The organism is Natronorubrum tibetense GA33 (assembly GCF_000383975.1).
In the GTDB taxonomy this organism is placed as follows: domain Archaea; phylum Halobacteriota; class Halobacteria; order Halobacteriales; family Natrialbaceae; genus Natronorubrum; species Natronorubrum tibetense.
Genome location: NZ_KB913017.1, coordinates 2,899,831 through 2,919,820, shown reverse-complemented (window position 1 = coordinate 2,919,820; position 19,990 = coordinate 2,899,831). Strand labels below are relative to the sequence as shown.

The following is a 19,990-nucleotide window of genomic DNA, read 5'->3' as shown; positions in this document are numbered from 1 at the left end:
TCGATAATCAGTCTCGATAACCAATGATTACTGCATTCTTACAACCGCTCGTCGACGGGTTGACGATCGGCGTGGTCTACGTGCTGTTAGCCGCTGGCCTTTCCGTGATCTTCGGCGTCATGCACGTCATCAATTTCGCCCACGGAGAACTGTTCGCGCTGGGGGCGTACTTCGCACTGGCACTGGTCGTTCCGTTCGGCGGGACGGCGTTTTTCGCCGCCCTGTTCATCGCGCCGCTGCTCGTCGGTATCATCGGTGTCGCAATCGAACGATACACGGTGCGACCCTTGTACGGCCGAAACCCGTTGTATCACATCCTGCTCACGTTCGGTTTGGTGCTCGTAATAAATGACCTGATATACCTGGTCTGGGGGCCAGGGAGCGTCAGCCTCCCGGTGCCAGAGCTCCTCACGGGAACGATCAACGTGATCGGGATCAACGCCAGCGTGTACAACATGTTCATCATCGTCTTCGGCGGCGCGATGGCGTTTGCCGTCTGGGCGATGCTCGAGTACACGAAGTACGGACTGATAATCCGCGCCGGCTCGCAGGACCGACAGATGGTCCGCAACCTCGGCATCGACATCGACCGGTACTACTCGCTCGTGTTCGGTATGGGTGCGGCGCTCGCCGCCGTCGCCGGGATCATCCTCGGCGGCTATCAGAGCGTCAGCCCCGAAATGGGGATGTCGGTCATCATCCCGGCATTCGTCATCGTCGTCCTCGGCGGCCTCGGCAGCTTCAAAGGAGCCGTCGTCGGTGGACTGCTCGTGGGTATCATCCAGACGCTCCTGCGGCACTACGCCCCGATCTTCGAGGGGACGGTGATCTTCCTGCTGATGATCGCCGTCCTTCTCCTCCGGCCACGCGGACTGTTCGGCGTCGAAACGGAAGAGGAAGGCGGCGAGCTACTGACCGGGTCGGGCGGGTTCCTCGAGCCCCAGACGCGAAAGCGACTGGGGATCGCCATGATCGCCTTGCTGGCACTGGTGCCACTTGGCGTGGGGACGCTGTACTCGGCGTACGCCGTCACGTTCATGGTCGAAATCATCATCTGGGGACTGTTCGCACTCAGTCTGGACTTCGTGATGGGCTATACGGGACTGGTGTCACTCGGTCACGCGCTGTTCTACGGCCTCGGTGCGTACGCCGTCGCGATCACGCTGTTGCACGTCAGCCAGTCCGCGTTCGTCGCGATCGCCCTCGCGATCGTCATCTCCGCCGCCATCGCGTGGTTCGTCGGCTTCCTGTCGATCCGGGTCGGCGGCGTCTACTTCGCGATGATCACGCTCGCGTTCGCGGAGTTGTTCTACAACATGCTGTATCGGCTCGATATCACCGGCGGCTCCGAGGGGCTGTTCGGCATCTCGACGTACTACGGGATCGCCGGAATGGGTCTCAGTCTCAGTGACATCGGGTTCTACGTCGGCCCGGTTGCACTGACCGGCCAGTCGCTGTTCTACTACATTGCGCTGGGCGCGCTGATCGCCTCGTTCCTGCTCACTCGCCGGATGCTCAACTCTCCGTTCGGCTCCGTGCTCAAGTCGATTCGGGAGAACGAACAGCGATCCACGTTCATCGGCTACGAGACGACCATCTACAAGCGACGCGCGTTCGTGATCAGCGGGGCGCTGGCCGGCCTGGCCGGCGGCCTCTTCACCCTCAATGCGGGGTACGCGACGCCGTCGTTCGCCTACTGGCTCCACTCGGGTGAGGTAATCGTGATGGTCATCCTCGGCGGTATGGGAACGTTGTACGGACCGATCATCGGTGCGGGCGTGTTCTTCGGCCTCGAGGAACTCCTCACCGGCTTTACTGGCCGCTGGCGGCTGGTCCTCGGGACGATCTTCGTCCTGTTCGTGATCTTCCTCCCGCGCGGGCTGGTCTCGCTGCCGGCCCAACTTGCCCCGTACGTGTCGGGTGGCTCTGGACCCGGTCCGAAGCCGGCGTCAGACGAATCGAGCGTTAAGGGTGACGACTAATGGCTATGGAAACGACCGAAACGAATCAACGAACCGCTGGAGAGACGATTCTCGAGACGGAAGAGTTGGTCAAGAAATTCGGACAGTTCACGGCGACAGACCACATTAACCTGACAGTCGAACGCGGCGAGTTCCGGAGCATTATCGGCCCGAACGGCGCCGGGAAGACGACGCTGTTCAACCTCATCACCGGCGCACTTCCCGCCACCGAGGGCGCAGTGTACTTCGACGGCGAGGAGATTACGTCCCTCTCGCCGTCGGAGCGCGTTCGCCGCGGCATCGGACGCTCGTTCCAGATCTCGAATATCTTCGGCGGGCTCACCGTTCGCGAGAACGTCAGGTTGGCGTCCCAATCGCTCGACCGCGACCAGTACAACTTCCTCCAGTCGCTGTTCAAACCGACCGAACGGTACGACAGCATGAACGACCGGACCGATCGCATCCTCGATCGGATCGGACTTCGAGACGTCGCCGACGAAACGGCGGACGCACTCCCCTACGGCGACAAGCGACGCCTCGAGATCGGTGTCGTCCTCGCGACCGAACCCGATCTCGTGTTGTTCGACGAACCGACGGCGGGCATGAGCGTCGAGGAAACCCAGGAGACGATCGATCTGATCGAAGAGGTGCTGGTCGATCAGACGCTGTTGCTCATCGAACACGACATCGAACTCGTTATGGAACTCTCAGACCACATCACGGTGTTGAATCGTGGAGAAATTCTTGCAGAGGGGACGCCCGATGAAATCGCCACGAATTCGGACGTCCAGGACGCCTATCTCGGGGGGATGATGGAATGAGCGCCGGCCCGTTGCTCTCCGTCCACGAGGTGACGTCGGGATACGGCGAGACGCAAGTGCTTCGCGACCTCTCCCTGACGGTCGGCGAGGGAGAGATCGTTTCGCTCGTCGGCCGCAACGGCGCCGGCAAGACGACGACGCTCCGGTCGATCATGGGTATTCTCACCCCGACGAGCGGGCGCATCACTTACCGTGACGAGGACATTTCGGGACTCGATGCCACGGAGACGGCCAAGAAGGGACTCGCGCTCGTCCCGGAGGAGCGCCAGATCTTCCCGGAGCTAACCGTCCGGGAAAACCTCGAACTCGCCGACTACGGCGGCGCACCGGACATCGACTCGCTCTCGGTCGGCGAAGCGCTCGAGATGTTCGAGAATTTGCAAGCGCGGGCGAGTAACGCCGGTTCGTCGCTATCGGGCGGCGAACAGCAGATGCTCGCGATCGGTCGCGCCCTCGTCGGCGGCGCGGATCTCGTCTTGCTCGACGAGCCGACGGAAGGGCTCGCTCCCTACATCGTCCAGGACGTAATGGACATCATTACCGAGCTCAACGAACGGGGGATCACCGTCTTGCTGGTCGAGCAGAACGTCCACGTCTGCCTCGAACTCGCCGACCGAAACTACGTCATCAACCAGGGCGAGGTCGTCTACGAGGGGACGTCGGAAGCGCTCCGAGACGACGAGGAAATTCTCGACAAGTATCTCGGCGTCACGGCGTAAGAAGCGGTACGGCGGCCGTCTGTTTTTCGCGCTCGTGCGTCGGGAACGCTACGGCTTGTACACCCGTCCGCGGAAGGTCGCGATTCGCTCGTCGTCCTCGTCGGTGACGACGACCTCGTACTCGGCCGTGCGCCCGCCGTCGTGCGTTTTGTCGGCGGTAGCGCTCAGCACGGTCCCCACTTCGACCGCCTCGAGATACGAGATATTCGTCTCCAGGGCCACCGCCGTCTCTCCCTCGGAGTTCGAGGCCGCGGCGAAGGCCGCATCGGCGAGCGAGTAGATCGCGCCGCCGTGTGGCGTCCCGTGGAAGTTCGTCAGGTCCTCGGTGACTTCGAGTCGGGTACGCGCCGTTCCGGGCTCGAGGGAAACGAGGTCGATTCCGAGCGTCTCACAGTAGGCGTCGCTCTCGATGCGCTGGCGAACGGCGTCTGTATCTGCCATACGGTACCACACCTCTCTACGGGTAAAAGTATCTGTTGAAGCCGACACGCTAGCTGAAGAGTTGCTGGAACAGCGCCGCCTCGCCGCGACGGAGTCGCTCGAGAAACGCCGATTTGCTGATCCCGAGTTCGTCGGCGACCGCCTCCGAAGAGGTCTCCCGCGGAATCGAGAAGTAGCCCAGTTCGAGGGCCGCGCGGATACACTCCTCCTGGGCCGGCGTGAGATCCCACCGATGGCTGGGAGATTCCTTCGCTTCGGACTGAAGGGGATACACGCGCTCGAGTTTGACACCGACGGTTTCGCCGGCCGCCTCCATGACGCCTTTGAGGACATCGCGGCCGACGACTGCACCGAAGATCATCGCCGCGCCGTCGCGATATCGCAGCGTCTCGACGATGAGGCCGCCGTCGATCAGCCGGTGGACGACACACGGCTCTTTGGAGAGACAGCGATACCGGTAGCGACCGTCGGTCCTCGAGACGTGCAGGTACGAGATTCGGTCGTCATCGTCCAAGACGCGGGTGAGTTCCTCGCTCTTCGGTGACCCGAACTGGAGCAGATCGTAGCCGTCGCTGCGGTGTTGTGGCGGCTGGGCACCGATCTCGACGTCGACCGCTCGCGTCGCCTCCGAAAGCGGGCAATCATCGTTCCGAACGCGGAATTCGACCGCGAGACACTCGTCGATCATGTAGGACGTATGCGTTCCGTTACCAGCCACCAACATATAAAACCTCGTTATATGGCGGTCAATTTCTAAGGGTGTATACAGCGTTCATTCGGATGAAACGATGGACCTGAACACAGTCAAAGACCGGGCGGGGCCGCGGGAGTTTAGCCCCGCCGACGACATGCCCGAGGAGTACCGGAAGGCGGCGACTCGGATGATCGAGTTCCACGCGAACAGCGAGATCATGGGCGCGTACCTGGAGCGTCCGTTCATCCGGGAAGCGCCAAGTATCGACCGTAAGCTGGCGTTCTCCGCCAAGGTCCAAGACGAGATCGGTCACGGGCAGTTGCTCTACCGGGCCGCGGAGTCACTCGGCGTCAAGAGCCGCGAGGAAATGTTAGACGACCTCGCCAACGGCGACGGGAAGTTCCTCAACTGCTTTCACTATCCGATGGAGAAGTGGCCGGAAACGGCGATGATCGCCTTCTTCGTCGACGGTGCGGCGATGCGCCGACAGGCGACGCTCCGACGGACCAGCTGGGAGCCCTACGCCCACGCGATGGACAAGGTGTGCTTCGAGGAAGGGTTCCACGTCAAACATGGCGAGAGCATTCTCGCCGAACTGATGAGCGGCTCGAAGAACGAACAGGAGATGACCCAGGAGGCCTTCGAAACGTGGTGGCCCCGTATTATCCAGTTCTTCGGCCCGACCGACGAGAAGAGCACACACCACGGCTTCGCGTCCGAAGTCGGGCTGAAACAGAAGTCCAACGACGAACTCCGGACCGCCTTCCTCAACCAGTACATCCCGAAAGCCGAGAAGTACGGGCTCGAGATTCCCGACGAGCCGCGCATCCGCGAGAACGACGACGGCGACTACGAGGTCGTCGAGGGCGACCTGGACTGGGACGAGTTCTTCACGATCGCAAAGAACGAGTACGAACCCGGCCTCGGCCAGATCAACGGCCGCAAGGCCGCACAGGAGGCCGTCGAGTGGGTTCGTGAAACGATCGAGGGCGGTCCCGTCCCCTCGGGCAATCAGCCGCCACAGGCAGCCGACTAACAATGATCTGGGAAGTATTCCGACAGGAGAAAGAAGGCGAGTATCACACCCACTGTGGAAACGTCCACGCCCCGGACCGCGAGATGGCAAAGCAGTTCGCCGCGATCCAACACGGTCGGCGCAAGCCGACCAACAACATGTGGGTCGTCCCGAAAGAAGAAGTCGGCGAGGTCGACGGTGAGAAGTACTCGTTCGGCGGCACGACCGACAAAAGCTACCGATGGGCGACGGGGTACAACGTCACTGCCGACGACGCAAGCGAGGTCGTCGAATCTTCGGACGAACAGGAAGACGCCGAAAGGCGGCGGAGCGAGGTGGTATAAATGCCCGCATTCGACTCCCCCGCATCCCTCGACGACGAGCAGGCCGACGCCCTCGAGGCCCTTCTGTTCGAACTGGCCGACGACGAGTACGTACAGGCCGAACGCTACACTGAGTGGCAGGTTCGCGCCCCAACCCTCGAGTCGGATCTCGCGCTCGCAAACAACGCACAGGACGAACTGGGTCACGCCCGGCTCTGGTACGACGTTCTGGAGGACCTCGGCCACGAGGAACACGAACTGATTTACGAGCGCGACCCCGACGAATGGCGTCACAGCACGCTCACGGAACGCCCGTTCACCGACGGTGACTGGGCCGACGTCATCCTGCGACACTACCTCTACGATGTCGCCGAAGAGCTGCGTCTCGAGGCCCTCGAGGAGTCCTCGTACGCGAAGATTGCCGACCGGGTCGGCAAGATCCAAAACGAGGAGGAGTATCACCGCGAACACGCCGAGAACTGGATGGAGCGGCTCGCTGACGGCGACGAGAGCAGCGAGCGCCTGCAAGCGGCCGTCGACCGGCTGTTCCCGCATGCGCTGACGTTGTTCGAATCCGGCAGTGCGGATCTCGAGGAAACGATCGTCGAGGCCGGCTTTCGTGACGCCTCGCTCGCGGAGCTTCGCGAGGAGTGGCTCTCGATCGTGGTCCCTTACCTCGACGAACTGGGGCTGGAAACGCCGGTCTCGGAGGTCATCCAATACGACGACTACGACCTCGAGGTCACGGCCGACACCCTCCCCGAGGTTCGCGGTCGCGACGGCACGCACACCGACGCGTGGGACGACCTCCACGCGGAGTTCACCAACACCTACCGCGAACTCGGACGGAGCGAAGCGACGAAGATCATGGCAAAACCAGAATAATGAACAGCGATACTCCGGAACCGGAACCGAACCCGAACGCCGACGCCACGCCCTGTGCGTACACCGACTACCGCGAGGGCGAGGGAAGCGACGATCTTCCCGCGACCGGCGCGGACGCGACCGGCCTCGCGGCCGACGTGTGGGATGCCCTCTACGGGATCGAAGACCCCGAGATGCCGATCAGTATCGTCGATCTCGGTTTGATCTACGGCGTCGACGTCGACGACGGCGTCGTAACCGTCGACATGACGCTCACCTACTCGGGGTGTCCCGCTCGAGACATGCTCACGGGGGAGGTCGAAGACGCGGTCGCCGCCGTCGACGGCGTCGACGACGCCGAGTTACGACTCGTCTGGAGTCCGGAGTGGACCGTCGAGATGGTGACCGAACAGGGCAAAGACGACCTGCGGGAGTTCGGGCTCAGCATATGAGACGGAATCTCGATCCGAGCGTCACGACCAGCGGGGAGACAACGGGTGCCGAGTGTCCCTACTGCGAGTCGACCGACACCGTCCGCGAGCACCCGAAGGGCCCGTCGCTCTGTCGGTCGATGCACTACTGCAATAGCTGCGAGCAGCCGTTCGAAAAGTTCGAGTAAACCGCTCGCGGTATCGGTACGGTCACTCTCCAGTTCGCTCGGCGAGCAACCTCAGGTCCATCGCTCGCTCGAGCGATCGAGAGCGTCGTCCGCACCGTTTGTTCCGAACCACTCGACTCCGTAGCGCGCCGTCGATTACCGAGAATGGCGGTCGAGCCGTCGAAAAACCAAGATCTTTGGTAGTTGATACCGTGACTCGAGTACGGGAACATGGCAGACACTACCCAGTACAGGTCTCACGACGAACTACGGGAGTTGCAGTCGGACCGGCTTCGTGACACCGTCGAGTACGCCTTCGAGAACGTGCCGTTCTATCGGCAGACCCTCGACGAGGCCGGGATCGCTCCCACAGATATCGACTCGATCGAAGACATCCAGTCCCTGCCGTTTACGACGAAAGCCGACTTCCGCGAGACGTATCCCGACGGTCTGTTCGCCGTCGACGACGACGAACTCCGGCGGATCCACGCCTCATCGGGGACGACCGGCAAACCGAAAATCGTCTCCTACACCGACGGCGACCTCGAGCTGTGGCACGAGGTGATGGCCCGCTCGATGGCTGCGGCGGGGCTCGACTCAAGCGACACGGTACAGAACGCCTACGGCTACGGCCTGTTCACCGGCGGCCTCGGTTTTCACGGCGGCGCCGAAGAACTCGGTGCGACGGTGATTCCGGCCGGAAGCGGCAACACGCAACGGCAGGTCGAACTCGCACGCGACCTCGAGAGCGACGCGCTCGCGTGTACGCCGTCGTACGCGCTCTACTTTGCCGAGACGGCCGCGGAGATGGGCGTCGACCCGCGCGAACTGCCGCTTTCGACGGTGCTCTACGGAGCCGAGCCCTGCACCGAGCCGATGCGCGAGGAGATCGAGGACCGACTCGGCGTCAGGGGATACGAGAACTACGGTCTCTCCGAACTGATCGGCCCCGGTGTCGCCGTCGAGTGCGAGGCCCAGGCCGGTATGCACATCTGGGAGGACCACTTCTACCCCGAGGTGATCGATCCGCGGACCGGCGAGCCGGTTCCCGAGGGCGAGGAGGGCGAACTCGTGTTGACCACGCTCACGAAGGAGGCGCTGCCGGTGCTCCGATACCGCACCGGCGATCTCACGACGCTCACGCGGGAGCCGTGCGATTGCGGCCGATCGATGGCTCGCATGGACAGCGTCACCGGCCGCGCCGACGACCTGTTGATCGTCCGCGGCGTCAACCTCTATCCGAGTCAGATCGAGGACGTGATCCTCGAGTTCGACGCGGTCGCCCCCTACTACCGAATCGATCTCGATCGCGAGAACAACCTGGACACCCTCGAGTTGACCGTGGAACTCGCCGAGGCGTTCGACGGCGACCTCGACGGACTTCGCGACAAGGTTCTCGAACGGCTACAGAACGCCCTGTCGTTTACGCCCGACGAACTCGAGTTGGTCGAGTACGGAACGATCGAACGCACGGAAGTCGGGAAGGTAACACGCGTCTACGACCACCGCTGATCGCGCGGCCGAGTCGCAGCGACGGTCGTTCGCTTTCCCTGGTACTTTTATTACGACTCGTGGGAAACGAGTCATGCATGGACACCGAAGCGTTCTTCGAAGACATGCCCTTTGCATCCCTGCTCGGAATCGACGTAACCGAATGCGCCGACGGCCACGCCGAGGGTCGACTCGAGATGACCGAGGAACTCTCCTGGAACGAGGACCGGTTGATGGCCCACGGCGGCGTCACCTTCACGCTGGCGGATACCGTCGGCGGCGCGGCGCTGGTTTCGGAGGTCGACCAGCCCGTGCCGACGATCGACATGCGGATCGACTATCTCAACGCCGGAACCGGTGACCTCTACGCGGAGGCGGACGTCCTTCGCTGTGGCAGCGACGTGGGTGTGGTCGACGTGGACGTTTACGCTGAAGACGATGATACACTGATCGCCGACGCCCGCGGCGTCTACAAGACCGGATAGTCCCGACGCACGTTTTGTTCGACTCGAGTTAGTCGTCGGGAACCGAGGCCGATTAGTCGTCCCCTGACGACTTTTTCTTCGATCGATCACCGTTCCGAGAGGCGGCCGTTTTCCCAGCCGGTGTCAGAACCGTCCGGTCGACCGTCGCAGCGGCCACCTCGCTCTCGTCGAACAGCAGGTCCTTGTACTCGAAGTTCATGAACAACTCGAGTTGATCCTCGTAGTGGGGACCGGACTCGCCGTCCGGCGAGAGGTAGCCGGAGTTTCCCGGCGGGAGGACGTTCTCCGCCCGAATCTCTTCGCCCATTCGGACGAAGTGGTTCTCGGTTCCGCGGTTCATGAACGGCATTTCGCCGGCGTCGCCGACGCCGACGGGCATCCCGAACAGAACGACGTTCCCGAGGCCGTCGGTCTCGACGCCGGCGCGCCACTCGGAGACATCCGTTCCGTCGGCGGCTTCACCGCCTTCTCGAGACTCCGCCGGAGTCTCGCTATACTCCTCCTCGAGGTCGGCGACCGCGTCCCGAAACGCCTCGCGGAACACGCCGTCCCGGTCACCGTCGAAGTAGTCGACCGCGACGTCAAGCGCCGTCTCCTCCGGGTAGAGCGCCCGCATGAGCGTCCCGCGGCCGTATCGGAAGTTCAAAAACGTCGTCGCAAGTTCGAACCCCTCGCCGAACGTCGACGCGAACGTCCGCTCCATGAGCCGTGGGAAGAACGCGTCGAAGACGGTGTAGCCGACCGGATACCGCCCCATGTAGTTATCGCCGTCGGCCTGCCGATAGTCGTCCCACCGCTCGAGGTACGCCCTCGCCTTGCGCTCGGTCTTCGAGAGGTCGGCGTCCTCGAGCGCCTCGAGGAGGAACTCCTTGTACCGGATCGCCCGCAGGTCGACGAAGGAGGTATCGTAGACCATCTCCTTCAGATTCTCGTAGCTGACCGACCCGGTCGACTCGAGTTCGTGTTCGACGAGGTTGATGAATCGCTGGACGCGGTGGTCGACGCCCCACGAGTAGCTTCGGTCGCCGTTGTCCCAGTCGGGTGCGGGTTTGTTGTTCCACTGGGCTGAGTAGCCGACCGGCGGGTTGATGCTGTAGGGGACCTCGCCGTCGGCCGCCCGCAGGAAGTCGTCGTCGGTTAGTTCGTATTCGGTGCCGTCGGCGGGCAGTCGGGTATCCCACGGGACCGACTCGGCGTCCGGGTAGCGGCCGAGGTGGAAGAAGCCGATCCCGCCGTCGCCGGCCCACATGAAGTTCAACGCGTAGTCACACTGCTGGGCGGCGTCGCGGTACTCCTTGACGTCGTCGGCGAACTGCGCGTCGTAGAACGCTCGGAACGAGAGCATATCCCGGCCGTCGTAGGCCCGCGTTTGCGCGATAGCTTCGCCATCCTTGGGGTCGTAGTCGGTGACGACGCCGTGGCGCGTCCGCCGAACGGTGTGGGTTACGTCCGCTCCGTCGGCCACTTCGATGACCTGCTCGTCTTCCTCGATTTCGAACCACTCGTCGCGAAACGCGTACTCGTCGGGACCGTCGTCGGTCGTCCGGATCGACTCGACGAACGTCTGGATACTCTTGTCGATACCCGCCGTCGAGGTGAACGAGCCGTCGCCGTTGTGTCCGAACATGATGGCGGGGTAGCCGGTCACTGTGATACCGCTCACGTCGAAACCCGGACCGTGGAGCCCGACCTCGTACATAACCGACGGCGTGGAGAACTCCATCTGCGGGCCACCCATGAGGAGGTGATCGCCGCTCTCGGTGACGTCGCCGTGGACGACGAGCGCGTTCGAGCCGACGGTCGTCGGAATACCGAGCTCGTGAGCCCCGCCGACGAGCGTCTCGAGCCGGCGCTGCTGGCGGTCGAACGCCCCGTCCGGATCGCTCGAGAGGCGATACTCGCCGCCCGTTATGCGGTTGCTGGTCCCGCCGTTCTCACCGCCGTCGATCCGGTCCTCGTAGATTCCGGCGTCGGCCGTCGGCGGCGTGAAACCGGGATTCGGCACGTTCCCAGAGGTCGGCGCATCCGGGTCGTCACCCCACTGGAGGTCCTCGAACAGGTCCCACGCGGTCTCGTCGTCGTACTCCGCTTCGAGTCCCGCGAGCACCGCGGCGTTCAGCGTCTCGAGGTTCACCCCCGAGAAGAACGCCATCGTGGCAACGAAAACGCCAGCCACGTCCGCTGGATCCCAGTGATCGGGCTCGAAACCGTTCTCGACGAACCCGCTGTGGAACCCGTCCCTCTCGCTCTCGCCGGAACGCACGTCCTCGATGTGTCGGTTGATCCCGTCGGCGTACGCCCGCAGGACCGCGCGATGTTCCGGGTCCAGTTGCGTCTCGATCTGTTCCTCGAGGGGCACCGAGCTATCGTGGGCGATACGCGCCTCGCGGTCGAACTCGACCCACTCTTCGCCCAGCACTTCGGCGACGGTTCCGTGATAGAACCGGCGGTAGAGTTCGAGTTGATAGAGTCGGTCGCGAGCGGTCGCGTAGCCGTAGCCGTAGAAGACCGGTTCGGGACCGTCACCACCGCGCGCGTAGATGTGTGGGACGCCGTACTCGGTCCGCTTGATCGTCACGGCGACCGGCGGTTCGTCCGTCCGCTCGAACGGAAGCGTCTTACTATCGATGAATCGGTCCGCGGTAGCCACAGCCCCGGCGGCGAGGAGACTCCGCCTACTGAGTGATGGTACCATATGACGCGGCCAACGAGTGGAATAATGTGAATACTGGTATCGGAAGCGATTTCCGATGGTTTCGGGAGGAACAATCGAAACGCGAGGCGGAGGGGGCCCGTTCGAATAGGGGGAGCGACACCCAGAGACGACGCCTCTCGAACCCCTTGCCCAGTGGCGACGGCGGAGTCCTCGCAGGTTCGTCGCCGATCGACGGCAGTCGTTGTGAGTCTGTCTCACGGGACTATTAAGTAGTACCTTCATGATTGTATACGATATGGCAACCGCCAGTAGAAAAGAGGTTGGCGCTGTGACCGAGCTACCCCGTGGTCTTCGCATCTGCGTTAGCACGGTCTTCCTCTTTACAGGGAAACTGGCGGAGGGCGCACCGATGCGAAGTGATACACGCGCTCGCATCGGTCACACTCTCTGGTCCTGACTCGCGGGCGTCGTTCTCACCGATCCCGGGGTTACCCAGACCGACCGTGGTACCGCACGACGAGCAGCCACCGGTCAGCTACCACCACTACCAATGAGCACGCACGAAGACGTAGACTTGAGCGAACGTAACGACCTCGCGCGAACCGACGACGAACCGATCCGGATTCTCGACGCGGACGGGAACGTCTTGCCGAACGCAACGGTTCCCGACCTCTCGGCCGAGGAACTGCTCTCGATGTACGAAGACATCGCGCTCGCGCGCCGATTCGACGAGCGGGCGATCAGCCTCCAGCGACAGGGACGGATCGCGACTTACGCGCCGATGACGGGACAGGAAGGCGCACAGGTCGCGACGAGTTACGCCCTCGAGGACCGAGACTGGCTGTTCCCCACCTACCGGGAACACGCGGCCAAGTACGTCCACGGCATGTCCCTCGAGTCGCTGTTGAAGCCGCTTCGCGGCCACCGCGACGGCTACGCGATTCCGGAGGATGTCAACGTCCTCCCGGAGTACATCCCGATCGCGACGCAGTTGCCACAGGCCGTGGGGATGGCCTGGGGCCACCAGCTACAGGGTCGGGTCGAGGAGGCCGTACTGTGTCACTTCGGCGACGGCGCAACGTCGGAGGGCGACTTCCACGAGGGACTGAACTTCGCCGGCGTGTTCGACGTGCCCGCGGTGTTCGTCTGCAACAACAATCAGTGGGCAATCTCCGTCCCGCGGGATCGCCAGACGGCGAGCGCGACGCTAGCCCAGAAGGCACAGGCCTACGGAATCGAGGGCGTGCGCGTCGACGGACTCGACCCACTGGCCACCTACGAGGTCACGCGGGCGGCCCTCGAAAAGGCGAAAGAGCCGACCGACGGCGAGCGGCGGCCGACGCTCATCGAGGCGGTGCAGTACCGGTACGGCGCGCACACGACCGCCGACGATCCGTCGGTCTATCGCGAGGACGACGAGGCCGACTCCTGGCGAGAGCGGGATCCGCTCGAGCGCCTGCGAAACTACCTCTACTCGGAGGGGATCCTCGACGACGACCTCGACGACGAACTCACCGACCGCGTCGAGGCGACGATCGACGACGCGGTCGCCGCGGCCGAGTCGGCGGCAACCGACCCGGATCGACTCTTCGACCACGTCTACGACGAGCCGTCGGAGCGACTCCGCGAGCAGCGAGCGGAACTGAACGCGCTCCGCGAAAAGTACGGCGACGACGCGTTCTCCGAGGTGTTAGAATGAGTTCGGCTACGTCCGAGTCCACCGAATCGGACGAGTCCGACGGATCCGGCGAGTCCACCGAGTCCGGCGCGGATCGCCTCACCCTCGTCGAAGCGGTTCGCGACGGACTCTACACGGAGCTGTCGGCGGACGACCGAGTCGTCGTCCTGGGCGAGGACGTCGGCAAAAACGGCGGCGTCTTCCGCGCCACCGAGGGCCTCTACGAGGAGTTCGGTGGCGATCGGGTCGTCGACACGCCGCTGGCGGAGTCCGGGATCGTCGGAACGGGGATCGGACTGGCGCTGTCCGGCATGCGGCCGGTCGCGGAGATACAGTTCATGGGCTTTTCCTATCCCGCGTTCGACCAACTCGTCAGTCACGCCGCCCGGTTCCGGAGCCGGAGCCACGGTGCGTACTCCGTTCCGATGGTGGTTCGGATGCCCTACGGCGGCGGGATTCGAGCGCCGGAACACCACTCCGAGTCCAAGGAAGCGTTTTTCGCCCACGAGCCCGGACTGAAAGTCGTCGCCCCGAGCACGCCGGCCGATGCGAAGGGACTGCTCATCGCCGCGATCCGGGATCCCGATCCGGTCGTCTTCCTCGAGCCCAAGCTGATCTACCGCGCGTTTCGGGAGGCCGTTCCGACGGGATCCTACGAGGTCCCGCTGAGCGACGCCGCGATCAGACGAGAGGGCAGCGACGTCACGGTGTACGCGTGGGGCGCGATGACCAGACCGACCCTCATCGCCGCCGACAACGTCGCCGAGGAGTACGGCGTCGACGTCGAGGTCGTCGACCTACGGACGCTGTCGCCGCTGGACGTCGAGACGATCGTCGACTCGTTCCAAAAGACCGGCCGGGCCGTGATCGTCCACGAGGCCCCGAAGACCGCCGGGCTCGGTGCCGAAGTGGCGACGACTATCCAGGAGAACGCGGTGCTCTATCAAGAGGCACCGATCGAGCGCGTCGCCGGCTTCGACGCGCCGATGCCGCTGCACGCGCTGGAGGACTACTACCTTCCACAAGCCGTCCGCATTCAGGATCAGATACTCGAGACCGTCGAGTTCTGACGGCTCGAGTTGCAGTCCCGCCACCGGAAACGGCGAGTCCCCGCACGTCACCCGAAACGCCTCGAGTCCCCCTCCTCACCGAAGCTGCGGAGCGACCTCGCTTCCGAGCCGATGGACGCAGTCGATCATCTCGTCGGTGCCGACGCCCGGATGATACGTCCGGAAGATGAAGTGGATATCGTCGCCGAGCGCGTCGCGATAGCGCTCGAGTTCGTCGACAACCTGGTCTGGTGTGCCGAAAATGGCCTGTTCTTTGAGTTCCGCCTTGCGTTCGGCCTCGAGTTCGTCGACGGACTCGCCCGAGAAAATCTCCGCGTAGCGTCGCTGGATATAGAGGTAGCCGTCCCGCATCGTCTCCCAGGCGTCCTCGCGGGAATCACCCACCCAGCCGTGCTGGAGGACGTAGATCGTAAAGTCGTCGTCGCCGTCGGTGAGCCCTTCCTCCTCGCGGACGTGCCGGATATCTTCGACGCGCTTTCGGACGCCCTCGATCGAGAGCGACGAGGGAGCACACCAGCCGTCAGCCGTTCGTGCGGCGCGTCGGACGGCGGGTTTCGCGCCGCCGCCGAGCATGATTGGCACCGACTCGTCGGTTGGTTTCGGCGTGATCGAGACATCCGAGGGGACATCGTGAAACGACGACTCGTAGTTGAGGTCCCCCTCGTTCCAGCCGGCCTGGAGGAAGGAGACGAGATCCTCGAGGCGGTCGGCTCGTTCGTCCCGCGGAACGCCGAAGACGTCGAACTCGCGCGGATTCGAGCCGATCGCCAGCCCGAGCGTCAGTCGGCCGTCGGCAAGCAGGTCGACGCTCGCCGCGTCCTCCGCGAGCCGAATCGGTTCGTACAGCGGGCCGAGGGCGACGCAGCTGCCGATCTCGAGGTTGCTCGTTTCGGCAGCCATCGCCCCCAACGTCGGCATCGTCGCGGAGAGATAGCCGTCGTCGGCGAAGTGGTGTTCGGACACCCACGCGCTGTCGAGGCCCGCGGCCTCGATCTCACGGGTCAGCGTCAGTATCTCGTCGTACAGTTCGCTTGCCTCGCGATCGTCGTCGGGTCGCTGTTGGGCAGTGAACAGGCCTGTCCCGAGTTTCATATACTCGATATCACGCGCGTTCGGCTTAATTGTTGGTGACCCGGCTAGTCGTCGGGCTCGAGTTCGGTGTCGTGTTCTCCGGAGTGATCCGGAACACTACGAAAGCCCCTGGCACGTCCGGTCGATGGACTCGCTGCGCGCTCCCTTCGGTCGCGTGCTTCCATCGTCTGTCTTCCCGGACGTGCCAGGGGCTTTCGTGGTGGTCTCGAGCGATTCGTCGCCGAAATAGCTCACACCCCACTCACGAAAATCGACGGAAACACCCGTTCCAAGGCGGTCAGTGGTCGATAACCGTAATTTCCTCGACGGGCCACTGGCTGAGGATTTCGACGCCGTTCTCGCGGACGACGACCATCTCCTCGACGCGGACGCCCTGCCGGCCCGCGGGCTCCTGGGTCTCGACGGCCATCGTCATCCCCTCCTCGATCTCGATGGGGTGATCGGGCGAGAGACCGCGCCAGATCAGGGGCACCTCGTACAGCTGGAGCCCGAGGCCGTGGGCCCAGTGATTCGTCGTCATCTGCCAGTGTTCGTCGGCGTCGTAATAGTCGGCGTGTTCACCCTCCATATCCGGGAACCCCTGGGCGATTTCGTCAGTCGTCACGCCGGGCTCGATGCGCTCGAGGACATCGTAAAGATTGTCTCGAGCCGTCTCGTACGCTTCCCGCTGCTCGTCGGTCGGCTCGCCCATCGAGAACGTACGGTAATAACACGATCGGTAGCCGAGGTAGCCGATGTTGTAGAAGTCGGCGTAGACCAGATCCCCCGGCCGGATCGCCCGATCGGTGGTGTTGGCCTGGTGTTTGGGCCACGTGTTCGGCCCGGCGGTGAGGTAGCCGCCGCCGACGAACGCGCCGTGGCGCCACAGTTCGCGGACGGCTTCGCCCCAGACCTCCGTCTCGCGCATTCCCGGCTTCGCGGCGTCTTTGATCGTCTGGAAGCCCGCCTCGCAGATCGACGCGACCATCCGCAGACACTCGATTTCGTCGTCGGTCTTGATCTTGCGAGCGTCCTCCATGACCGCGTTGCAGGTCTCCACGTCGGTCTCGAGGCCCTGATCCTCGAGCGCGGCGAGCAGCCCCCGGTTACCGATGTCGACGCCGAGTGTCTCGTCGCCAACGCCGTAGTCGTCCATCGCCTCGGCGACGCCCTCGGCCATCGTCGAAAGCAGGAAGTCGCGGGCCGAGTCGCGGCCGGACGCCCGCGGAACGTTTCCGAGACCGGGACAGGCGTAGCGGATGTCGTGCAACCAGGGGCAGTTGAACCGCTGGTTGCTCGCGTGATCGGCGGTGTCCCAATGGACGATGTCGCCCGTTTCGGTCAGGAGGGTGTAATGGTCCGCGCCGCTGCCGCCGGTCATCGCCAGCCCCGTTACGTAGCGAATGTTGGGATCCGAAACGAGAAGCATCGCGCCGAGTTCCGTCTCCTGCAGGCGCTCGAGAGCTTTCTCCGTTCGTTCCTCACGAAGCCGCTGCGTGTCGATCCGCTGCTCCCAATCGACGGCCTGCGTGCCGCGCGTGCCTTCCATGAACTCTCGCTCGTAGAACGTCATACGGTGACGTATCATTGCGACCCACTAAATCGTACCGCTGGCGGCGACCGGCGACGGACACCGAACTATAAGCCGGATGGTGTGCTACTAATGCACATGCCAATCCCCGGCTACGATCCCGAAGACATCGACGAACAGCTCGAGTCGCGCCTGGACGATGAGGAGATCGAGAATCGATTGACCGAGTCGGAACTCGAGGCCTACCGCGACGGCGACGCGAACCTGATCGACTTCCTCGATGGGGACGAGATCGAAGGAATTCTCGATCGCTAGTAGCGTCTCTGCCTGCTGCGGTACGAACGCGAGCGGATCGCTCGCTGCGCTCGCTCACTCATTCTTCGCGCGCTGTCGAGCGTGGTTCGCTACTTACTCACCACGGTCCAACGCGCGCCACCACGAGAAACGAAATCGCGCCGAGAACGAGCGATTCGCCGACGATCAGTCGTCGTCCGCGTCCGCCTCGCAGCCGCCGTGGCCGTGACCGGGCACGTCCTGGCCCTCGATCGCGTGCTGGGGCGGGACGTCGATCGCCGGACTCTCGTCGAAGAAATTCGACGGCTGGAGTTTGAAGCTGTAGACCTGCACCGGGAGGATCGGCCAGTCCTCGGGCCGAGTCACGTGATTGACGCCGAGCGTGTACCAGCAGACCAGATCTTCCTCCTCGAGGTTCCGATCGGCTTCGGTCCATTTCGGCAGCCCCGCACCGCCGGGGTGTTGGTTCGGATACCGCCCCGACGGGTACCGTTCGTCCTCGCGGAACGGCGTCGCCCACAGGTGGTACTCGATAAAGCCGGAGCGTTTCATCACGCTCGAGTCGGACTGCATCGCCGCCTCGACGTTGTCGCCGGGCACGAGCCGATACCCAGTCGGTTTCCCGAGGCCGTTTTCCGCGGTCGGGTTCTCGATCTGCCAGTATCGACCCTTGAGCGAGTCGATCAGGTCCTTCGCCTGCTCCTCGCTCGTCAGTTTCTCGCGCTTCGCGTAGAAGGCGTTGCCGCCGGGATTGTGCGTTCGACCGTCCGCCTCGCCCATCGGATCGAGTCCGTCCGGACCCGACGGTACCTGCTGATTTTCGACGCGGTACAATGTGTTTGGGCCGCCGTCGACGTTCAGGTCGAGCCGGAAGTTGAAGAAGTGCTGGTGGATCGGCCCCGTAAGCTGCGGGGCGACGAGTTCCCCGTACCCCGACGGATCTTCGTCGGGACCGACCGCGGAGACGCTGTCGATCCCCGTCAGGCGAACCTCGACTTCGATCGAGGCGTCCTGGTAGAAGTACCAGTTGAAGATGTAGTCGTAGTTGCCCACGGCGGCGACGAACGAGACGACGAGTCGGCGTCGACGACGGACCTCGTCGCTCCCCGTCCGCCAGTCGCTGCGCTCCCAGAGCGTGCCGTTGTCCTCCTCGTGGAGGCAGATGGCGTTCTCGAGGACGTTCGGCTCTCCCTCGGCGGTGTTCATCACGGCGTCCCAGTAGTGCATGTAGCCGAGACAATCACAGCCGTTGGTCAGCGATTTCGCGAGCCGACCGATATTGTACTCGCCGACGTCCATCGCGTTCTTGAACCGATCGTTGATATCGGTCGTGCCGTAGGGGACCGACATCTCGGCGCAGGAAGCCCGATCGATGATCGAGCGGACCTCGCCGTCGTCCTCGTAGCCGACATCGTAGAGGACGAGCCCCTCGCGCTGGGTCCAGCCCACGCGCATGTGCCAGCCCTGCCACTCGAGTTTCCGGCCGTCGACGCTCCAGCTCGGCCCGTCGGGCTGATCCACGTTGTACGGCGTCAGGTCGTCGCGAAGGTCGACGTCGTCCTCGCGATAGGCCATCCCCGTCGGTGGAAGCGGCTCGTCCTCGTCCGGCGGGCCGTAGTCGAGGACCTTCACGACCTCCATTCGGTCGAGGTCGACGAACGTGTGGATACCCGTCAGCGGCTTCGCGTACCCCTCGTCGCCGGCCTCCTCGCTCGGGCGGAGGAAGGACAGGCCGTGAGCCAGCCGCTTCGACCGGTCTACGTCCTCTGGGACGAACTCGTGGCCGACCGACCACGGGTCGACCATCGCCCGATCGGTGTTTTCGACCCCGCGTCGCTCGACCGCTTCCTGCCACTCCGCGTTGGCCTTCACCGTCTCCTCGCAGGCGATGAACTCCTCGATGGCGATCGACGGCTGTGCGCCCTCGACGTGCTCCCACGAAACGACCGACTCCGCCTCGAGCGAGACGACCGCCTCGATCGTCTTTCGGTCGCTCCCGTTTCTGATGACGATTCGGGCTCGCCGGTCGGGAACGTCACCACCCTCGTCGTACGCTTCGAGGGCCTCCTTCGAGGGTTCGGCTAGTTCGATTTTGATGCAGAGACTCTCCGCACCCACGTCGCGTTCGTCGGTCAGTATCTCGTAGGCCCTCTCGATCGCTTTGGGATCGAGCGGATCGAGCGGGTGGTCGGCCTCGGGAATGGTTTCGGTTGCCATGGTACACTGCTGCACGGTCTGGTATAAGAAACTTCCCGGCGATACCAGTTGCTCGAGCCCG

19 protein-coding genes are annotated in these 19,990 nt (G+C 63.7%); 13 read left to right on the top strand and 6 right to left on the bottom strand.

Features of this window, described 5'->3' with window-relative positions; all coding sequences use genetic code 11:
- Positions 1 to 23 precede the first annotated feature (23 nt).
- From NATTI_RS0115210 to NATTI_RS0115200, 3 genes are read left to right on the top strand one after another with little or no spacing between them, the layout of a single operon-like run.
- Positions 24 to 1,982 carry an ABC transporter permease gene (locus NATTI_RS0115210; protein WP_006090358.1) on the top strand — a complete coding sequence of 653 codons (1,959 nt, stop codon included), beginning with the start codon at positions 24 to 26 and terminating at the stop codon, positions 1,980 to 1,982.
- Positions 1,982 to 2,782, top strand: a complete 801-nt coding sequence (locus NATTI_RS0115205) for an ABC transporter ATP-binding protein (RefSeq protein WP_006090357.1) — start codon at positions 1,982 to 1,984, stop codon at positions 2,780 to 2,782. Before NATTI_RS0115210 ends, NATTI_RS0115205 begins: the two co-directional genes overlap by 1 nt.
- Positions 2,779 to 3,501: an ABC transporter ATP-binding protein gene (locus NATTI_RS0115200; RefSeq protein ID WP_006090356.1), complete on the top strand. Its 723-nt coding sequence runs from the start codon at positions 2,779 to 2,781 to the stop codon at positions 3,499 to 3,501. Before NATTI_RS0115205 ends, NATTI_RS0115200 begins: the two co-directional genes overlap by 4 nt.
- A gap of 48 nt (positions 3,502 to 3,549) precedes the next feature.
- Here NATTI_RS0115200 and paaI read toward each other — a convergent pair whose 3' ends face one another.
- Both paaI and NATTI_RS0115190 read right to left on the bottom strand, forming a co-directional pair.
- Positions 3,550 to 3,942 (bottom strand): hydroxyphenylacetyl-CoA thioesterase PaaI, encoded by a 393-nt coding sequence (gene paaI, locus NATTI_RS0115195; protein ID WP_006090355.1) that lies wholly within the window; start codon positions 3,940 to 3,942, stop codon positions 3,550 to 3,552.
- A gap of 49 nt (positions 3,943 to 3,991) precedes the next feature.
- On the bottom strand, positions 3,992 to 4,630 hold the full coding sequence (locus tag NATTI_RS0115190) for a helix-turn-helix domain-containing protein (protein ID WP_006090354.1): 639 nt from the start codon (positions 4,628 to 4,630) through the stop codon (positions 3,992 to 3,994).
- Positions 4,631 to 4,730: 100 nt separating this feature from the next.
- Here NATTI_RS0115190 and paaA point away from each other — a divergent pair, with 100 nt between their 5' ends.
- The 7 genes from paaA (at position 4,731) to NATTI_RS0115155 (ending at position 9,412) form a co-directional block, all read left to right on the top strand.
- On the top strand, positions 4,731 to 5,672 hold the full coding sequence (gene paaA / locus NATTI_RS0115185) for a 1,2-phenylacetyl-CoA epoxidase subunit PaaA (RefSeq protein ID WP_006090353.1): 942 nt from the start codon (positions 4,731 to 4,733) through the stop codon (positions 5,670 to 5,672).
- Between the two features lie 2 nt (positions 5,673 to 5,674).
- A complete protein-coding gene (paaB, locus tag NATTI_RS0115180; protein WP_006090352.1) occupies positions 5,675 to 5,995 on the top strand; it encodes a 1,2-phenylacetyl-CoA epoxidase subunit PaaB in 321 nt (106 codons plus the stop codon).
- The gene (gene paaC / locus NATTI_RS0115175) at positions 5,996 to 6,859 is read left to right on the top strand and encodes a 1,2-phenylacetyl-CoA epoxidase subunit PaaC (RefSeq protein ID WP_006090351.1); all 864 of its coding nucleotides are present in this window, start codon (positions 5,996 to 5,998) and stop codon (positions 6,857 to 6,859) included. It abuts the gene before it with no gap.
- The gene (gene paaD / locus NATTI_RS0115170; RefSeq protein WP_006090350.1) at positions 6,859 to 7,290 is read left to right on the top strand and encodes a 1,2-phenylacetyl-CoA epoxidase subunit PaaD; all 432 of its coding nucleotides are present in this window, start codon (positions 6,859 to 6,861) and stop codon (positions 7,288 to 7,290) included. Before paaC ends, paaD begins: the two co-directional genes overlap by 1 nt.
- Positions 7,287 to 7,457 carry a 1,2-phenylacetyl-CoA epoxidase subunit PaaE gene (paaE, locus tag NATTI_RS26580; RefSeq protein WP_006090349.1) on the top strand — a complete coding sequence of 57 codons (171 nt, stop codon included), beginning with the start codon at positions 7,287 to 7,289 and terminating at the stop codon, positions 7,455 to 7,457. Before paaD ends, paaE begins: the two co-directional genes overlap by 4 nt.
- A 210-nt stretch (positions 7,458 to 7,667) precedes the next feature.
- Entirely contained in the window at positions 7,668 to 8,948 is a 1,281-nt protein-coding gene (paaK, locus tag NATTI_RS0115160; protein WP_006090348.1) for a phenylacetate--CoA ligase PaaK, read from the top strand.
- A gap of 77 nt (positions 8,949 to 9,025) precedes the next feature.
- Positions 9,026 to 9,412: a PaaI family thioesterase gene (locus tag NATTI_RS0115155; RefSeq protein WP_006090347.1), complete on the top strand. Its 387-nt coding sequence runs from the start codon at positions 9,026 to 9,028 to the stop codon at positions 9,410 to 9,412.
- A 52-nt stretch (positions 9,413 to 9,464) separates the two neighbouring features.
- Here the strand turns inward: NATTI_RS0115155 and NATTI_RS0115150 are convergent, their stop codons facing one another.
- Complete coding sequence (locus tag NATTI_RS0115150; protein ID WP_241434329.1) at positions 9,465 to 12,107, bottom strand: penicillin acylase family protein; 2,643 nt, start codon at positions 12,105 to 12,107, stop codon at positions 9,465 to 9,467.
- 511 nt (positions 12,108 to 12,618) lie between these two features.
- On the opposite strand from NATTI_RS0115150, the gene pdhA reads away from it, so the two are divergent.
- Together pdhA and NATTI_RS0115140 are read left to right on the top strand one after the other, a co-directional pair.
- Entirely contained in the window at positions 12,619 to 13,767 is a 1,149-nt protein-coding gene (gene pdhA / locus NATTI_RS0115145; RefSeq protein ID WP_006090345.1) for a pyruvate dehydrogenase (acetyl-transferring) E1 component subunit alpha, read from the top strand.
- A complete protein-coding gene (locus NATTI_RS0115140) occupies positions 13,764 to 14,816 on the top strand; it encodes an alpha-ketoacid dehydrogenase subunit beta (protein WP_006090344.1) in 1,053 nt (350 codons plus the stop codon). Before pdhA ends, NATTI_RS0115140 begins: the two co-directional genes overlap by 4 nt.
- Before the next feature lie 75 nt (positions 14,817 to 14,891).
- Here the strand turns inward: NATTI_RS0115140 and NATTI_RS0115135 are convergent, their stop codons facing one another.
- Positions 14,892 to 15,908 (bottom strand): LLM class flavin-dependent oxidoreductase, encoded by a 1,017-nt coding sequence (locus NATTI_RS0115135; RefSeq protein ID WP_006090343.1) that lies wholly within the window; start codon positions 15,906 to 15,908, stop codon positions 14,892 to 14,894.
- A 277-nt stretch (positions 15,909 to 16,185) separates the two neighbouring features.
- Positions 16,186 to 17,460, bottom strand: a complete 1,275-nt coding sequence (locus NATTI_RS0115130) for a M24 family metallopeptidase (RefSeq protein WP_006090342.1) — start codon at positions 17,458 to 17,460, stop codon at positions 16,186 to 16,188.
- 90 nt (positions 17,461 to 17,550) lie between these two features.
- On the opposite strand from NATTI_RS0115130, the gene NATTI_RS26125 reads away from it, so the two are divergent.
- A complete protein-coding gene (locus NATTI_RS26125; RefSeq protein ID WP_152423946.1) occupies positions 17,551 to 17,733 on the top strand; it encodes a hypothetical protein in 183 nt (60 codons plus the stop codon).
- A gap of 165 nt (positions 17,734 to 17,898) precedes the next feature.
- Here NATTI_RS26125 and NATTI_RS0115120 read toward each other — a convergent pair whose 3' ends face one another.
- On the bottom strand, positions 17,899 to 19,929 hold the full coding sequence (locus NATTI_RS0115120; RefSeq protein ID WP_006090340.1) for a primary-amine oxidase: 2,031 nt from the start codon (positions 19,927 to 19,929) through the stop codon (positions 17,899 to 17,901).
- Between the last annotated feature and the right edge of the window lie 61 nt (positions 19,930 to 19,990).

Excerpts from the sequence above, each read along its gene's own strand:
- NATTI_RS0115210 (WP_006090358.1), top strand. The coding sequence starts at position 24 with ATGATTACTGCATTCTTACAACCGCTCGTCGACGGGTTGACGATCGGC.
- NATTI_RS0115205 (WP_006090357.1), top strand. The coding sequence starts at position 1,982 with ATGGCTATGGAAACGACCGAAACGAATCAACGAACCGCTGGAGAGACG.
- NATTI_RS0115200 (WP_006090356.1), top strand. The coding sequence starts at position 2,779 with ATGAGCGCCGGCCCGTTGCTCTCCGTCCACGAGGTGACGTCGGGATAC.
- paaI (WP_006090355.1), bottom strand. The coding sequence starts at position 3,942 with ATGGCAGATACAGACGCCGTTCGCCAGCGCATCGAGAGCGACGCCTAC.
- NATTI_RS0115190 (WP_006090354.1), bottom strand. The coding sequence starts at position 4,630 with ATGATCGACGAGTGTCTCGCGGTCGAATTCCGCGTTCGGAACGATGAT.
- paaA (WP_006090353.1), top strand. The coding sequence starts at position 4,731 with ATGGACCTGAACACAGTCAAAGACCGGGCGGGGCCGCGGGAGTTTAGC.
- paaB (WP_006090352.1), top strand. The coding sequence starts at position 5,675 with ATGATCTGGGAAGTATTCCGACAGGAGAAAGAAGGCGAGTATCACACC.
- paaC (WP_006090351.1), top strand. The coding sequence starts at position 5,996 with ATGCCCGCATTCGACTCCCCCGCATCCCTCGACGACGAGCAGGCCGAC.
- paaD (WP_006090350.1), top strand. The coding sequence starts at position 6,859 with ATGAACAGCGATACTCCGGAACCGGAACCGAACCCGAACGCCGACGCC.
- paaE (WP_006090349.1), top strand. The coding sequence starts at position 7,287 with ATGAGACGGAATCTCGATCCGAGCGTCACGACCAGCGGGGAGACAACG.
- paaK (WP_006090348.1), top strand. The coding sequence starts at position 7,668 with ATGGCAGACACTACCCAGTACAGGTCTCACGACGAACTACGGGAGTTG.
- NATTI_RS0115155 (WP_006090347.1), top strand. The coding sequence starts at position 9,026 with ATGGACACCGAAGCGTTCTTCGAAGACATGCCCTTTGCATCCCTGCTC.
- NATTI_RS0115150 (WP_241434329.1), bottom strand. The coding sequence starts at position 12,107 with ATGGTACCATCACTCAGTAGGCGGAGTCTCCTCGCCGCCGGGGCTGTG.
- pdhA (WP_006090345.1), top strand. The coding sequence starts at position 12,619 with ATGAGCACGCACGAAGACGTAGACTTGAGCGAACGTAACGACCTCGCG.
- NATTI_RS0115140 (WP_006090344.1), top strand. The coding sequence starts at position 13,764 with ATGAGTTCGGCTACGTCCGAGTCCACCGAATCGGACGAGTCCGACGGA.
- NATTI_RS0115135 (WP_006090343.1), bottom strand. The coding sequence starts at position 15,908 with ATGAAACTCGGGACAGGCCTGTTCACTGCCCAACAGCGACCCGACGAC.
- NATTI_RS0115130 (WP_006090342.1), bottom strand. The coding sequence starts at position 17,460 with ATGACGTTCTACGAGCGAGAGTTCATGGAAGGCACGCGCGGCACGCAG.
- NATTI_RS26125 (WP_152423946.1), top strand. The coding sequence starts at position 17,551 with ATGCACATGCCAATCCCCGGCTACGATCCCGAAGACATCGACGAACAG.
- NATTI_RS0115120 (WP_006090340.1), bottom strand. The coding sequence starts at position 19,929 with ATGGCAACCGAAACCATTCCCGAGGCCGACCACCCGCTCGATCCGCTC.